General features: G+C 61.2%; 10 protein-coding genes and 1 pseudogene. 4 read left to right on the top strand and 7 right to left on the bottom strand.

The genetic code is table 11. From position 1 onward, the window contains the following. Positions 1 to 328: 328 nt before the first annotated feature. Positions 329 to 1,342 carry a class I SAM-dependent methyltransferase gene (locus P9220_RS01940; protein ID WP_309763326.1) on the top strand — a complete coding sequence of 338 codons (1,014 nt, stop codon included), beginning with the start codon at positions 329 to 331 and terminating at the stop codon, positions 1,340 to 1,342. A gap of 596 nt (positions 1,343 to 1,938) precedes the next feature. Further along, positions 1,939 to 2,757 (top strand): annotated as a pseudogene (locus P9220_RS01935) (FkbM family methyltransferase). Between the two features lie 3 nt (positions 2,758 to 2,760). Here the strand turns inward: P9220_RS01935 and proC are convergent. From proC to P9220_RS01905, 6 genes are all read right to left on the bottom strand, one after another. Then, positions 2,761 to 3,573 carry a pyrroline-5-carboxylate reductase gene (gene proC, locus P9220_RS01930; RefSeq protein ID WP_309763325.1) on the bottom strand — a complete coding sequence of 271 codons (813 nt, stop codon included), beginning with the start codon at positions 3,571 to 3,573 and terminating at the stop codon, positions 2,761 to 2,763. A 26-nt stretch (positions 3,574 to 3,599) separates the two neighbouring features. Next, positions 3,600 to 4,295 carry a YggS family pyridoxal phosphate-dependent enzyme gene (locus P9220_RS01925; protein ID WP_309763324.1) on the bottom strand — a complete coding sequence of 232 codons (696 nt, stop codon included), beginning with the start codon at positions 4,293 to 4,295 and terminating at the stop codon, positions 3,600 to 3,602. A 45-nt stretch (positions 4,296 to 4,340) separates the two neighbouring features. Next, entirely contained in the window at positions 4,341 to 5,567 is a 1,227-nt protein-coding gene (gene glcF / locus P9220_RS01920; RefSeq protein WP_309763323.1) for a glycolate oxidase subunit GlcF, read from the bottom strand. Positions 5,568 to 5,589: 22 nt separating this feature from the next. Then, positions 5,590 to 6,678 carry a glycolate oxidase subunit GlcE gene (gene glcE / locus P9220_RS01915; protein ID WP_309763322.1) on the bottom strand — a complete coding sequence of 363 codons (1,089 nt, stop codon included), beginning with the start codon at positions 6,676 to 6,678 and terminating at the stop codon, positions 5,590 to 5,592. Positions 6,679 to 6,797: 119 nt separating this feature from the next. Further along, complete coding sequence (locus P9220_RS01910; RefSeq protein ID WP_309763321.1) at positions 6,798 to 8,351, bottom strand: FAD-linked oxidase C-terminal domain-containing protein; 1,554 nt, start codon at positions 8,349 to 8,351, stop codon at positions 6,798 to 6,800. A 132-nt stretch (positions 8,352 to 8,483) separates the two neighbouring features. Next, entirely contained in the window at positions 8,484 to 9,908 is a 1,425-nt protein-coding gene (locus P9220_RS01905) for an FAD-linked oxidase C-terminal domain-containing protein (RefSeq protein WP_309763320.1), read from the bottom strand. A 172-nt stretch (positions 9,909 to 10,080) separates the two neighbouring features. On the opposite strand from P9220_RS01905, the gene P9220_RS01900 reads away from it, so the two are divergent. Both P9220_RS01900 and P9220_RS01895 read left to right on the top strand, forming a co-directional pair. After that, positions 10,081 to 10,638, top strand: coding sequence for a cob(I)yrinic acid a,c-diamide adenosyltransferase (locus tag P9220_RS01900; protein ID WP_309763319.1), 558 nt, complete (start codon positions 10,081 to 10,083; stop codon positions 10,636 to 10,638). A gap of 71 nt (positions 10,639 to 10,709) precedes the next feature. Continuing rightward, positions 10,710 to 11,798, top strand: a complete 1,089-nt coding sequence (locus tag P9220_RS01895; RefSeq protein WP_309763318.1) for a hypothetical protein — start codon at positions 10,710 to 10,712, stop codon at positions 11,796 to 11,798. A gap of 41 nt (positions 11,799 to 11,839) precedes the next feature. Here the strand turns inward: P9220_RS01895 and aroG are convergent, their stop codons facing one another. After that, a complete protein-coding gene (gene aroG / locus P9220_RS01890; RefSeq protein WP_309763317.1) occupies positions 11,840 to 12,913 on the bottom strand; it encodes a 3-deoxy-7-phosphoheptulonate synthase AroG in 1,074 nt (357 codons plus the stop codon). Positions 12,914 to 13,152: the final 239 nt, after the last annotated feature.

Genomic DNA, 13,152 nt, shown 5'->3' with positions numbered 1-13,152 from the left:
ATAGCTGTCTCGAGGCATTAAATAATCAACTGTCGCGTTAATCACCAATGATGACTCCTGCGCGTGACAGTTTTCAACCTCATTACGGCAAATAATCATGGGTGGTCTTACACGGTTCAACGTTGCAACACTGGTTGCCCGACATAACATTACGCACTTTATCGAAACAGGTTACGGTCTCGGGAACTCCTGTAACGTTGCTTTGGCGAGCGGTGTGCGTTATGCGCTTTCGTGCGAGATTCACGAAGACCTTTATCGAAAAGCACAGCAGCACGACCAGCTTCATGTGGCGAATTCGGACAGTGTCGCTTTTCTAGAATCCGACCGCGTGAAAAGCGCACTCGCGGAACAGCGGTGTCTCGTTTTTCTGGACGCGCACTTTCCCGGCGCCGATTACGGCGGCAAAAGCTATAACGACGCGAGCCATTCGCCTCCCACGCGTCTGCCACTCATAGACGAACTCGCATTACTGAAGGGCCGTGCCGCCAATGCGCTCATCGTGATCGACGATGTACGCATTTATCGCCGCGGTTTTCAGGTGGCGCACGGCCCGCTGCCGGATGCAGTCGCGCACGGCTTCGATCAGGAAGCGAGATTGCTCGCGCTGCTTGCCGAGTTCGAAGCCACGCACGCCCTGCGCTGGCTCTCCGAAGACACGGGTTACGCGGTGCTCTGGCCACGCGCATGGGGCGACTACGACCTGAGCGCATGGGTTCTCCCGGGCGATATCACGCAGCCGTTCGTGCTGCAGATGGACGTGCCCGGCACGACCTGTATATCGCTCAACCGCCGGCTGCAGGACGCTCGCTTCAGCAATCGCTGGCTCGCGGGCGTGGGTATCGACATCGGCGGGGGACCGGACAGCATCGCCGTGTATGCGCAACTCTTCCCGCGCATTCAGGCCGTGACCGTCTACGACATGCCGCAAGGTGATGCCCAGTATCTCGCGAATGTACCCGACGAAGCCTTCGATTTCGCGTATTCCGGGCACTGTCTCGAACACATGGTCGATCCGCGTATCGCGTTGCGTAACTGGCTGCGCGTGGTGAAGCCGGGCGGTCATCTCGTCATCACCGTGCCCGACGAGGACCTGTACGAGCAGGGCGTGTGGCCATCGACATTCAATCTCGATCACAAGCACACGTTTACGATGTTCAAGCGCACGAGCTGGTCGCCGGTATCGATCAACGTGCTCGATCTTCTGCGGGAATTCGATGGAGAAGTGAACGTGCAGAAAGTCGAGCGCCTGGATCATGCGTTCCTCCGGGGCGTGCAACGATTCGATCAGACGCGCACCGCTTTCTCCGAGTGCGGCATCGAATTGGTAGTGCAAAAGCTGTAACGTAACGGCGCGTCATTGGGGCCGGTCACTGATATGACACCGCCGCCAGGCGAATGACGTTGCATTCGGGCATCCGGACATAAACCGGCGCGATGATTTTCAGTGTTTCTCTGAACTACAGCATAAGCAAAGCGCCCCGATTGCTTACGTTCTCGTCGCGTCGCGGCGCGAATGTCGGCGTTCGTTCAATCGAATGAACGCCGAATGCAGGCTGGGCGCGCATGCCAAGTTTCGAAATACAGGAATCGTTCATTGCGCAATGGTGACAAATCTGCGAGCAAGAATTGTCTGGATGCCCGTGTGAAACCGGCCGCGCTAGGCGCGCGCGGTGACATTGCGCTTCGGAACCGATTATTACGGGGTGCGAGTCTCGGCAGTCTTTAACTGCGCGAGATGAAAGACATTGAGCGTCGGCCACATTTGTCTACTGATGAAAGCTCGCGACGCATTCGGACCGGATCCTTTGCACGGAAGCAGTGCTGCGGCCGCGGCATTCCGGGCCGCGCACTAATATCACAGTCGTCGCGGTCGATCGGCGTTGCATCCGGTCATTCAGACATTGCACTGGCCAGATACCTTTCAAACAGATTGCAGCCATGTCATTTCCGGAACGCCCCATTGCTTACGTACTCGCCGCGTCGAATCATGGCACCATGATCGTCAATCGAAACGATATCGCCATCAAGGAAGGTTTCGCTTACGGCGTCGGTCATCAGTTGCTCAGCAAATCATGTTTCGATGCGGGCGAGATTGCTTTCGTCCTTCAGTTGCTCGAACTGCGCCGCCGCCATTTTGGCGACGGTGTTTTTGCCATCGATGGCGGCGCGAATGTCGGGGTTCATTCGATCGAATGGGCGCGCCGAATGTACGGCTGGGGGCGTGTTCTCAGCTTCGAGGCGCAGGAAATCGTGTATTACGCGCTGGCCGGCAATCTCGCCATTAACAATTGCCTGAATGCGCGTGCCAAGCTAGCCGCGCTAGGGGAGCGCGTCGGCGAGATCGAAATTCCGCAGCCCGATTATTACGCGGCCGGAAGTTTCGGCAGTCTTGAACTGCGCGAGATGAAAGACACGCTGAGCGTCGGCCAGGAGGTGTCTTAGGATTCTGGCCGCGGCATCAAGGTGCCGATGGTCAGCATCGATTCCCTTCAACTGGAACGTGTCGATTTCCTCAAGATCGATGTCGAGGGGATGGAGCTCGACGTGCTCGAAGGCGCGAAAGAAACCTTGAAAAGATGCGCGCCGATCATCCTCGTGGAAACGCTGAAAAGCGACGCGCAGGACATCCGCAAGTTTCTTGCGGGTGCGGGTTATGCCGATTTTTACGACGTCGATCCGAACATGCTCGCGGTCAGCGATCGCGATCCGGTGCGCCAGCACATTTCGCAGCGAGAGAACGTGATTTATATCGGCTGACTCTCACGCCGCGCCCAACTCATCCCCCATCTCCCTCGCGCGCGCTTGCGCGGCCAGCGCGCCGCGCACGATCGCGTCCTTCACGCCTTGCGCGTCGAAAGACGCCAGCGCCGCCGCCGTGGTGCCGCCCTTCGACGTCACGCGCTCACGCAAGACGCTCGCCGGTTCGCCCGATTGCGCCGCGAGTTGCGCCGCGCCGGTGAACGTCGCGACCGCGAGTGCGCGGCCCTGGTCGTCGTCCATCCCGAGAGCGCGTGCCGCTTCCTGCATCGCTTCGATGAAATAGAACACGTACGCCGGGCCGCTGCCGGAAATGGCGGTGACGGCGTCGAGCCTGGCTTCGTCGTCGAACCAGACGGTCGTGCCGACTGCTTCGAGCACTCGCGATGCAAGCGCCTTCGCTGCATCGCCGACACCCGGCAGCGCGGCAAGCCCGGTCACGCCCATGCCGATGAGCGCAGGCGTGTTCGGCATCGTCCGCACGATCTGCGTGTGACCGTTGAGCCAGCGCGACAGGTCCGTCGCGCGGATGCCCGCCGCGATGCTGATGACCGTCTGCTGCGACAGATGCGGCGCAAGCGCCTCGGCGACGCTCTTGAGCACTTGCGGCTTGACCGCGAGAACGATGGCGTCGTACGCCGCGAGCGTTGCGTCGATGGCCGCGCCCGTCGCGACGCCGAACTCTTTCGCGGTGCGCGCGCGCGCGTCGTCGTTGATGTCGATGGCGTAGATGTCCGCCGGCGCGACGCCGCGTTTGACGAGACCGCCGATGAGCGCCGCGGCCATGTTGCCGCCGCCGATGAATGCGATTTTCATAGTTGAGCCAAAGAACGAGTGGTTGATCAGTTCGTGTAATCGCGCGCGCCGAAGATCGCGGTGCCGATGCGGACCATCGTCGCGCCTTCCAGCACGGCCGCTTCGAGGTCGGCGGACATGCCCATCGAGAGGGTATCGAGATCGAGGCCGTCGGCGCGCAACGCGTCCATCAGTTCGCGCAGGCGGGCATGGGGTGCGCGCTGGGCATCGAGCGTATCGGCGGGTTCGGGAATCGCCATCAGGCCGCGCAGCCGCAGTCCGGGCAAGGCGGCTATCGCATGGGCGAGCGCGGCGGCATCGGCCGGTTCGACGCCGCTCTTGGATGCCTCGCCGCTCACGTTCACCTGCACGCAGACATTCAGCGCCGCCGCGCCTTCCGGACGCTGCGCCGACAGCCGCTCGGCGATCTTCAGACGGTCGATGGAGTGGACCCAGTCGAACTGCTCCGCGACGAGCTTCGTCTTGTTCGACTGCAGCGGTCCGATGAAATGCCATTCGATATCGCCGCGCAACGCGGCGAGGGCCGCGATCTTCGCCACGCCTTCCTGCACGTAGTTTTCGCCGAACGCGCGCTGGCCGGCGTCGAAGGCGGCGCGCACGTCGTCGGCGGGGAAGGTTTTGGAAACGGCGAGCAGCCTCACCGACGCCGGATCGCGCGATGCGCTTCGTGCCGCCAGCGCGATACGTTGCCGGACTTCTTCTAGATGTTGAACAATGGACATGCGTGAGCGACTTTCAGAGCGGATCGAGTGATTATACGAATCCCCTTACCCGTACAGCAGGTGCTCCAAAAGTTGGATCCAGTGCGTGACCGGCGTCGACGTCCCGCTTTGCAGATGCGCGATGCACCCGACGTTCGCCGATACGATCATCTGCGGCTCCGTCTTCTCCAGCCGGTCCAGCTTCTGGTTGCGCAGCGCATAGGCGAGCTTCGGCTGCAGCACCGAATACGTTCCCGCCGATCCGCAGCAGATGTGGTTGTCCGCGGGCAGGCGCACCTCGATGCCGAGCGCGGTCAGCAGATGCTCGACGCGCCCGCGAATCTGCTGCCCGTGCTGCAGCGTGCACGGCGGATGAAACGCAACGGTATGCACGCCGCGCCGCCGCGCGATCGACACGAGTTCTTCCTCGTACAGCGGCAGGATTTCGGCGAGATCGCGCGTCAGATCGACGATGCGCTGCGCCTTCTCCGCGTACATCGGATCGTTGCGCATGAGGTGCGCGTATTCCTTCACCGTCGCGCCGCAGCCCGACGCGTTCATCACAATGGCCTCGACGCCGTTCTCCACGTAAGGCCACCATGCGTCGATGTTATTGCGCACGTCGCCGAGCGCGTCGTCGTTATAGCCGAGATGCAGGCGGATCGCGCCGCAGCAGCCCGCATCCGGCGCAGTCACGATCTCGATGTCGAGCGCATCGAACACACGCGCCGTCGCGATGTTCACGTTCGGCATCATCGCGGGCTGCACGCATCCCGCGAGCATCAGCATCTTGCGCGCATGTTTGCGCGTCGGCGGCGCGAGCGGCTTTTCGGTGACCGGAATCTTCGCGCGCAGCGTGCGCGGGAGGATGCCGCGAAACTGCTGCCCGAGCTTCATCGCCGGCGTGAAGAGCGTGCTGTTCGGCAGGAAGCTCGCGAGAAAGCGGCGTTGCAGGCGCTGGCGCATCGGCCGGTCGACCTTCTCTTCGACCACCTTGCGCCCGATTTCGACGAGCTTGCCGTACTGCACGCCCGACGGGCACGTGCTTTCGCAATTGCGGCACGTGAGGCAGCGGTCCAGATGCGTTTGCGTGCTGCGCGTAACGGGTGCGCCTTCGAACATCTGCTTCATCAGGTAGATGCGTCCGCGCGGCCCGTCGAGCTCGTCGCCGAGCAGTTGATACGTCGGGCAGGTCGCCGTGCAGAACCCGCAGTGCACGCACTTGCGCAGGATGGCGTCGGCTTCGTCGCCGTCGGCCGTGTTGCGGATGAAATCGGCGAGATTGGTTTGCATCGCTCAGGTCCGCTCGGTTGGCCTAAAAGTCGGGATACAGCCGCCCGCGGTTAAATACGCGCGCCGGATCGAACACCGCTTTCAGCCCGCGATGAATCTTCATCAGCGGCGCGGGCAGCGGCGTGAACACGCCCGCGTTGCGGTCGTAGGCGGAGCCGGCGCGGAAGATCGTCGCGTGGCCGCCCGCCTGCTTCGCGCTGATGCGCACGGTCTGCGGATCCGTGTCCGTGATCCACCAGCGTTGCGCGCCGCCCCATTCCATCAGTTGCGCGCCCGGCAGATGCAGCGGTTCGGCAATCGACGGCAGCGCGAGACGCCAGAGCGCGGAACGCGGCTCGATCACGGCGAAGAACGGGTCCGTCTGCTCGCGCATGGCGATCCAGAAGCGGTCGGCTTCGACGGCATCGACCACTTCGCCGCCGAGCGTATTGCGCGCAGTCTTCACAGCAGCTTCCGCGCCTGCAAGCCGCAGCGCCAGCGTGCCGTCGCGCCACGCGCTGCCGCTGATCGGCAAGGGATGGCCGCCCCATTCGTTGAGCTTGCGCACGCCGTCGGTGGCGTGCATGTCGAACTTGAGCGTGGCTTCCGCGACGGGGCGCGGCAGGACCTTGATCGACAGTTCGAGAATCAGGCCGAGCGTGCCGAGCGATCCCGCCAGAAGCCGCGAGACGTCGTAACCCGCGACGTTCTTGACCACCTGGCCGCCGAAGTGCAGCACCTGTCCGCGCCCGTTCATGACGACCGCGCCGAGCACGAAATCGCGCGGCGCGCCGGTCCACGCGCGGCGCGGCCCTGCGATGCCCGCCGCGATGCAGCCGCCAAGCGTCGCATTGCGGCCGAAGTGCGGCGGCTCGAACGGCAGCATTTGGCCATGCGCCCGCAGCGCGGCTTCGATTTCGGCTAGCGGGGTGCCGCTTTTCGCGGTGATGACGAGTTCGGCGGGGTCGTACGCGACGATACCCCGGTGCACGCGCGTATCGAGAATCTCACCCTGGAGCGTCTGACCGTACCAGTCCTTCGTCCCGCCGCCCCGGATGCGCAGCGGCGTGCCGGCCTCGGTGGCCCGGGCGATCCGCTCCGACCAGCCGGCGACGATGTCGTCCTGTTCCATGGATGTCCCGCTCTTCGTTTCGACTGCTGTAGTGGCGGTGCCGCCTTTCCGGTCGATTGTACCGGCCGCTTAACGCAGCCATACCCGGACAAACGTGGATAGCGCAGCGCGCCGCCGGTTCAGAAGCGCGGCAGTTCGGGATGCGGCAGCAGCCCGCCGCGGATGTGCATCTTCCCGTATTCGGCGCAGCGCGCGCGCGTCGGGATGCCCTTGTCCGGGTTGAGCAGTCCCGGCGGATCGAACGCGCGCTTGACCGCGTGAAACGCGTCGCGCTCCTCCGGCGAGAACTGCACGCACATCGAATTGATCTTCTCGATGCCCACGCCATGCTCGCCCGTCACCGTGCCGCCCAGCTCGACGCACGCTTCCAGAATGTCCGAGCCGAACGCTTCCGCGCGATGCCACTCGTCGAGATCGTTGCCGTTGAACAGGATGAGCGGATGCATGTTGCCGTCGCCCGCGTGGAAGACGTTGATGCAGCGCAAGGCGTACTTCTTCTCCATCTCTTCGATGCGCGCGAGCAGCGGCCCGATGGCGCGGCGCGGCACCGTGCCGTCCATGCAGTAGTAGTCGGGCGAGATGCGGCCGGCGGCGGGGAACGCATTCTTGCGCCCCGACCAGAACTTGAGACGTTCGGTTTCCGAGCGCGAAATCTGGATGCGCGTCGCGCCGTGCTCACGCAGCACCGCCGTCATGCGGACGATTTCCTCGGTGACTTCGTCGTAAGTGCCGTCGGATTCGCAGAGCAGGATGGCGGCGGCGTCGAGATCGTAACCGGCGTTGACGAATTCCTCGACGGCGCGCGTCGCGGGCTTGTCCATCATTTCGAGACCGGCCGGGATGATGCCCGCCGCGATGATCGCCGCGACCGCGTTGCCGCCTTTCACGACATCGTCGAAGCTCGCCATGATGACTTGCGCGGTCTGCGGCTTCGGGATCAGCTTGACGGTGATTTCGGTCACGATGGCGAACATGCCTTCGCTGCCGATCAGCACGGCCAGCAGGTCGAGCCCCGGCGCATCCGGTCCGAGCGAGCCGAATTCGACGACATCGCCTTCCATCGTCACCGCGCGCACGCGCAGCACGTTATGCACGGTGAGGCCGTATTTCAGGCAATGCACGCCGCCCGAGTTTTCGGAGACGTTGCCGCCGATGGTGCACGCGATCTGCGACGACGGGTCCGGCGCGTAGTAGAGGCCATAGGGCGCGGCGGCCTCGGATATCGCGAGGTTGCGCACGCCTGGCTGGACGGTGGCGGTGCGCGCGTAGGGATCGACCTCGACGATTTTGCGAAAACGCGCGAGCGACAGCACGATGCCGTGACGAATCGGCATGGCGCCGCCCGACAGCCCGGTGCCCGCGCCGCGTGGAACGATGGGCACGGCGAGCCGCGCGCAGATTTGCACGACGCGCTGCACCTGCGCCTCGGTTTCCGGCAGCACGACCGCGAGCGGCAAGCGGCGGTAGGCGGCGAGGCCATCGCATTCGTAGACGGACGTGTCTTCGTCGCGAAAGAGCAGGCAATGCGTCGGCAGGACGGCCATCAGCGCCTGCACGACTTCGCGCTGGCGCTCGGCGAGCTGCTCCGGCGTCAGGTCCGGCGAAACCTCGTGCGGCAGATTCGGCGATACGGCCGGCGCGAGCGGCGGCTTGAGTTCGTCGGGTGCGTTCATGTCTCCTCCCGGCGCCTGTCGTGAGTGATGCTGGCGCTTGTTCGATGATTATGCTGCGCGCTTGCGGCTTCTGCGTCCATCCGGCGCGCTTCCGATGCGCTTCCGATGCGCTTCCGATGCGCTTCCGATTTGTTACTGCGTGAAGCTGAAAATCTTGCCCGGATTCATCAGGTTGTTGGGATCGAGCGCCTGCTTGATGGATCGCATGACCGCGATGGCGTCCTCGCCGTGTTCGTCGACCATGAAGCCCATCTTGTGGAGCCCGACGCCGTGCTCGCCGGTGCAGGTGCCGCCGACTTTCAGCGCGCGTTCGACGATGCGGCGGTTCAGCCGCTCCGCCTCTTCGAGTTCCTCCGGTTTGGCAGGATCGAGCAGCATCGCGACGTGGAAGTTGCCGTCACCGACATGGCCGACGATCGGACACGGCAGCGACGAGCCGAGCAGATCCTTCTCCGTTTCCACGACGCATTCCGCGAGGCGCGAGATCGGCACGCAGACGTCGGTGGTGACGGCGCGGCAGCCTGGCTTCAGTTGCAGCATCGCGAAATAGGCGCTGTGCCGCGCGTTCCAGAGGCGGCTGCGGTCTTCGGGGCGCGTCGCCCAGTCGAAGTCGGTGCCGCTGTTCTGCGCGGTGATGTCCTGCACGGTTTGCGCCTGCTCCTTGACGCCCGCTTCGGTGCCGTGGAATTCGAAGAACAGCATCGGCGATTCGCGCAGCGTCAGGTTCGAGTGGCGATTGATGGCGCGAACGGCGAGCGCATCGACGAATTCGACGCGTGCGATCGGCACGCCCATCTGAATCGTTTCGATGACGGCGCGCACGGCGTCGCCCATCGACGGGAATGCGCAGACGGCGGCCGATATCGCTTCCGGCTGCGGGTAGAGCCGCACGGTGATTTCGGTGATGACGCCGAGCGTGCCTTCCGAGCCGACGAAGAGCCGCGTGAGGTCGTAGCCCGCCGACGATTTGCGCGCGCGGGTGCCGGTCTTGATGACGCGGCCATCGGCGAGCACGACGGTCAGCGCGAGCACGTTCTCGCGCATCGACCCGTAGCGCACGGCGTTGGTGCCCGAGGCGCGCGTCGCGGACATGCCGCCGATGCTGGCGTCCGCGCCGGGATCGATCGGGAAGAAGAGGCCGGTGTCTTTCAGCGCCTCGTTCAGCTGCTTGCGCGAGATGCCCGGTTCGACGGTTGCGGTGAGGTCTTCTGGGTTGATCGAGATGACCTTGTTCATTTCGGACAGGTCGATCGACACGCCGCCTTGCACCGCGAGCAGATGCCCTTCGAGCGACGATCCGTTGCCGTAGGGAATGATCGGCACGTCGTGTTCCGCGCACAGGCGGACGATGGCTTGCACGTCTTCGGTGTTGCGCGCGAAGACGACGGCGTCGGGCAGTTGCGGGTCGAACGGCGATTCGTCGCGGCCGTGGTGTTGGCGCACGGCATCGGCGGTCGAGACGCGGTCGCCGAACTTCTCTTTGAGCGATTCGAGGAGCGCGGCGGGGAAGGGGCGGCGCGCCTGCTGGATGGCGGCGTGTTCGGCGGGGTGGTTCACGGTTTCGTCTCCGGAGTTTTTTCTTCGGTTTCTGATGGCGGTCGCGGAGCGGTTTGCGCGCTGCCGTGATGGTTATCTCATTTTACGCGCTGGACGAAGGCGAGGAGGGGCGTGCCTATAATGGGGCGGCTGGTTTTGACGCTTCGATCTTTTGGCTATTCGAGGAGCAGTAATGGGACACCGTCTGAGCAAGATCGCCACACGCACTGGCGACGATGGCACCACCGGTCTCGGCGATGGCCGCCGCGTTTCGAAAGACGATGCGCGCGTTGCGGCCATTGGCGATGTGGATGAGTTGAATTCTTCGATTGGCGTTTTGTTGTGCGAGCCGTTGCCTACTGATATTCGCGATGCTTTAACCCGGATTCAAAATGATTTATTCGATCTGGGCGGGGAATTATCGATTCCCGGACATTCGATGATTTCGGATTCGCATCTGGAACGGCTGGACTCGTGGCTTGCTGAATATAACGGGACTTTGCCGCCTCTCAAGGAGTTTATTCTGCCGGGAGGCTCTCGCGCCGCTGCTTTAGCGCATGTTTCTCGTACGGTTTGTCGACGGGCGGAAAGGGCTATTGTGGCGCTTGGGCGGGAAGAGGCCGATGCGGTGAATGAGGCGCCTAGGCGGTATGTCAATCGGCTGTCGGATTTGTTGTTTGTGGTGGCGCGGGTGTTGAATCGGGTGGATGGGGGGAGTGATGTGTTGTGGAAGCATCATGGTTTGACATGATCCAACAATCCTAGTTTGAACGAAATTCGAAACTTTGAAGGCTTGGGTTGGAATATGAAGGATGAGAAGCAATGAAAGACAGAGACGTAATAGCTGAGATACAAGAAAAGCGTAAGCGATCTTTCGGCAAGTACATGGCTGGGAGAAGTGAGTTGCAGGATATTGACTTGGCATTAGAATGCCGTGGTGATAGTTCAGTTTTTAATTCCCTCTCTATTGTTGGAATCGCCGCCTGCATTGAAGTTTCTGTGCGTAAGGCGATAGAAAAATTAGTGGATGACGGGGCTCCTTATATCGACAGGGTGGACAAGCTAAGAAACAAACTCCATTTCGATCTTCGTTTGACGAAGGCGCTAAGCGATCGCGAAATAACTTTTGGAAATCTTGTCTCACATCTTTTGCCGATCAGTAGTTTGTCCGACATAGCGTCGCATCTAGAGACTTTGTTGAACGGAAATGGGGTTTCGAAATCGTTAGCGACTTGGCTGTCGGAGATACAGCCGTTCGTTGAATCTGAAGACGAAGCTTTGTCCAGCGAAGATCTTTTCGAAGACAGCATTCGGCGTGGGAGGGATTTCGACTCGTTCGCTATGCGACCGGTCACCTTTCCGTTAGACAATGTGTCGGCGATATTTGCTGACATTGAGAAAATTTTTGTCATCCGCCATATTGTGGCGCACGAGGCAGATTTCAGCGTCACAACGCTGCAACAAATTGATGCGTTGCTCGGAAGTGCTACCAAGTTCACAAGTGCTATCTACGAGTTGGTCGAGCAGACATTGCATCCGGAGCAGCCGCGGTCGGCAGTCCGCATCTCAATCCGCGACGCGCGGCAGGTTCAGCAATTCTATGAAACGATCATCGGCCGCGAGAACGAAGCTATGCGCGCGATGGCTCGGCGGGGAGAGTCGGGATTCTCAGGAATCGGTCACCTTCAAAGAACGAGCCGAGCATTCTCGAACTACGTCGACGAGGAAGTGCGACTAGTCACGGCCAATTCGCGGGCTCGGGATCTCTGTAACCTGCGCACCTTAAAGACGAATGCGCGCAGGAGTCTTTATGAGCACCGCTATGATCGTTTGACCAACTTCATCGACGATGAGGTAGCCATCAACGATTTTATATTAGATTATTTTGCGAACGACATAGCGGCACAGTAAACTCCGGTTCGAAGTGGGTTAAGCACCCAACGTCTGGTGCTTTAATTCCCCCCACCCCTCAAAATTCGCCGCTGCTTCACCGCAGCCGCGAGTCCTTCAAGCACCCCCAGACTTTCCTCCCATCCAATACAAGCATCGGTAACACTTTGCCCGTACGTCAGCTCACCCCCTTCCTTCAAATCCTGCCGTCCAGCAACCAAATGCGACTCCACCATCACCCCAACGATGCGTTCATCCCCAGCCGCGAGTTGCCGCCCAATATCCTCACAAACAGGAATTTGATTCTCATGCTTTTTGGAGCTATTAGCATGACTAGCATCGATCATTAACCGCGCGGCCAACCCAGCCTTGCCAATATCACTACAAGCCGCATCAACTGAAGCAGCATCATAATTAGGCGATTTCCCCCCGCGCAATATGATGTGACAATCCTCATTACCCGCCGTAGAAACAATCGCCGAATGCCCGCCCTTAGTGACTGACAAGAAATGATGCGGCTGCGACGCAGCCTTGATCGCATCCACAGCGATCTTCACATTCCCATCCGTCCCATTCTTGAACCCGACCGGGCAAGAAAGCCCCGAAGCCAGTTCCCGATGCACCTGCGACTCGGTCGTCCGCGCCCCGATCGCTCCCCACGAAATAAGATCGGCGATATATTGCGGACTGATCATGTCGAGATACTCCGTGCCCGCCGGCAACCCCATCTCATTGATATTCATCAGCAGTTCACGCGCCTTGCGCAGACCGTCGTTGATCTTGAAGCTGTTATCCATATACGGATCGTTGATCAGCCCCTTCCAGCCCACCGTCGTGCGCGGCTTTTCGAAATAAACGCGCATAACGATTTCCAGTTCACCCGCGAACCGCTTCCGCTGCTCGATCAACCGCCCGGCATATTCCATCGCCGCCTTCGGATCGTGAATCGAGCACGGCCCGATAATCACGATCAGCCGGTCATCCATCCCGTGCAGAATGCGATGCATCGATTGCCGCGCGTTGAAGATGAGGTCCGACACCGGCTCCGTGCAGGGAAACTCGCGGATCAGATGCGCCGGCGGCACCAGCTCTTTCAACTCACGGATACGAACGTCATCGGTATTATGCGGGGGCATGGCGGTTCTCCAACGGCAATGTTCTAAACAAAGGGAAGGCGAAAAAAAACCGCCAGACTCGCTGGCGGTTTTCTCGGGAATTCGGTTTTTCAACCTGTGTACGACTTACCCTCTCGATCCGCCAGCGGCTTGAGATGCCAAAAGAAATAAAAATAAAACTTGGCGGACATCATGAGTCGGATCGGACGTCGAAAAAAGTTGTGACTGACTTTATAACCTCAAACGTGCGGCGCTGACAA

It is taken from the genome of Caballeronia sp. LZ016 (assembly GCF_031450805.1).
Lineage (GTDB): Bacteria > Pseudomonadota > Gammaproteobacteria > Burkholderiales > Burkholderiaceae > Caballeronia.
The sequence above is the reverse complement of the archived record's forward strand: the minus strand, read 5'-3'. Positions and strand labels throughout refer to the sequence as shown.

Bases quoted from the DNA above. Each gene is read 5' to 3' on its own strand.
- proC (WP_309763325.1), bottom strand. From the start codon at position 3,573: ATGAAAATCGCATTCATCGGCGGCGGCAACATGGCCGCGGCGCTCATC.
- aroG (WP_309763317.1), bottom strand. From the start codon at position 12,913: ATGCCCCCGCATAATACCGATGACGTTCGTATCCGTGAGTTGAAAGAG.
- P9220_RS01900 (WP_309763319.1), top strand. From the start codon at position 10,081: ATGGGACACCGTCTGAGCAAGATCGCCACACGCACTGGCGACGATGGC.
- P9220_RS01895 (WP_309763318.1), top strand. From the start codon at position 10,710: ATGAAAGACAGAGACGTAATAGCTGAGATACAAGAAAAGCGTAAGCGA.
- glcE (WP_309763322.1), bottom strand. From the start codon at position 6,678: ATGGAACAGGACGACATCGTCGCCGGCTGGTCGGAGCGGATCGCCCGG.
- P9220_RS01910 (WP_309763321.1), bottom strand. From the start codon at position 8,351: ATGAACGCACCCGACGAACTCAAGCCGCCGCTCGCGCCGGCCGTATCG.
- P9220_RS01925 (WP_309763324.1), bottom strand. From the start codon at position 4,295: ATGTCCATTGTTCAACATCTAGAAGAAGTCCGGCAACGTATCGCGCTG.
- glcF (WP_309763323.1), bottom strand. From the start codon at position 5,567: ATGCAAACCAATCTCGCCGATTTCATCCGCAACACGGCCGACGGCGAC.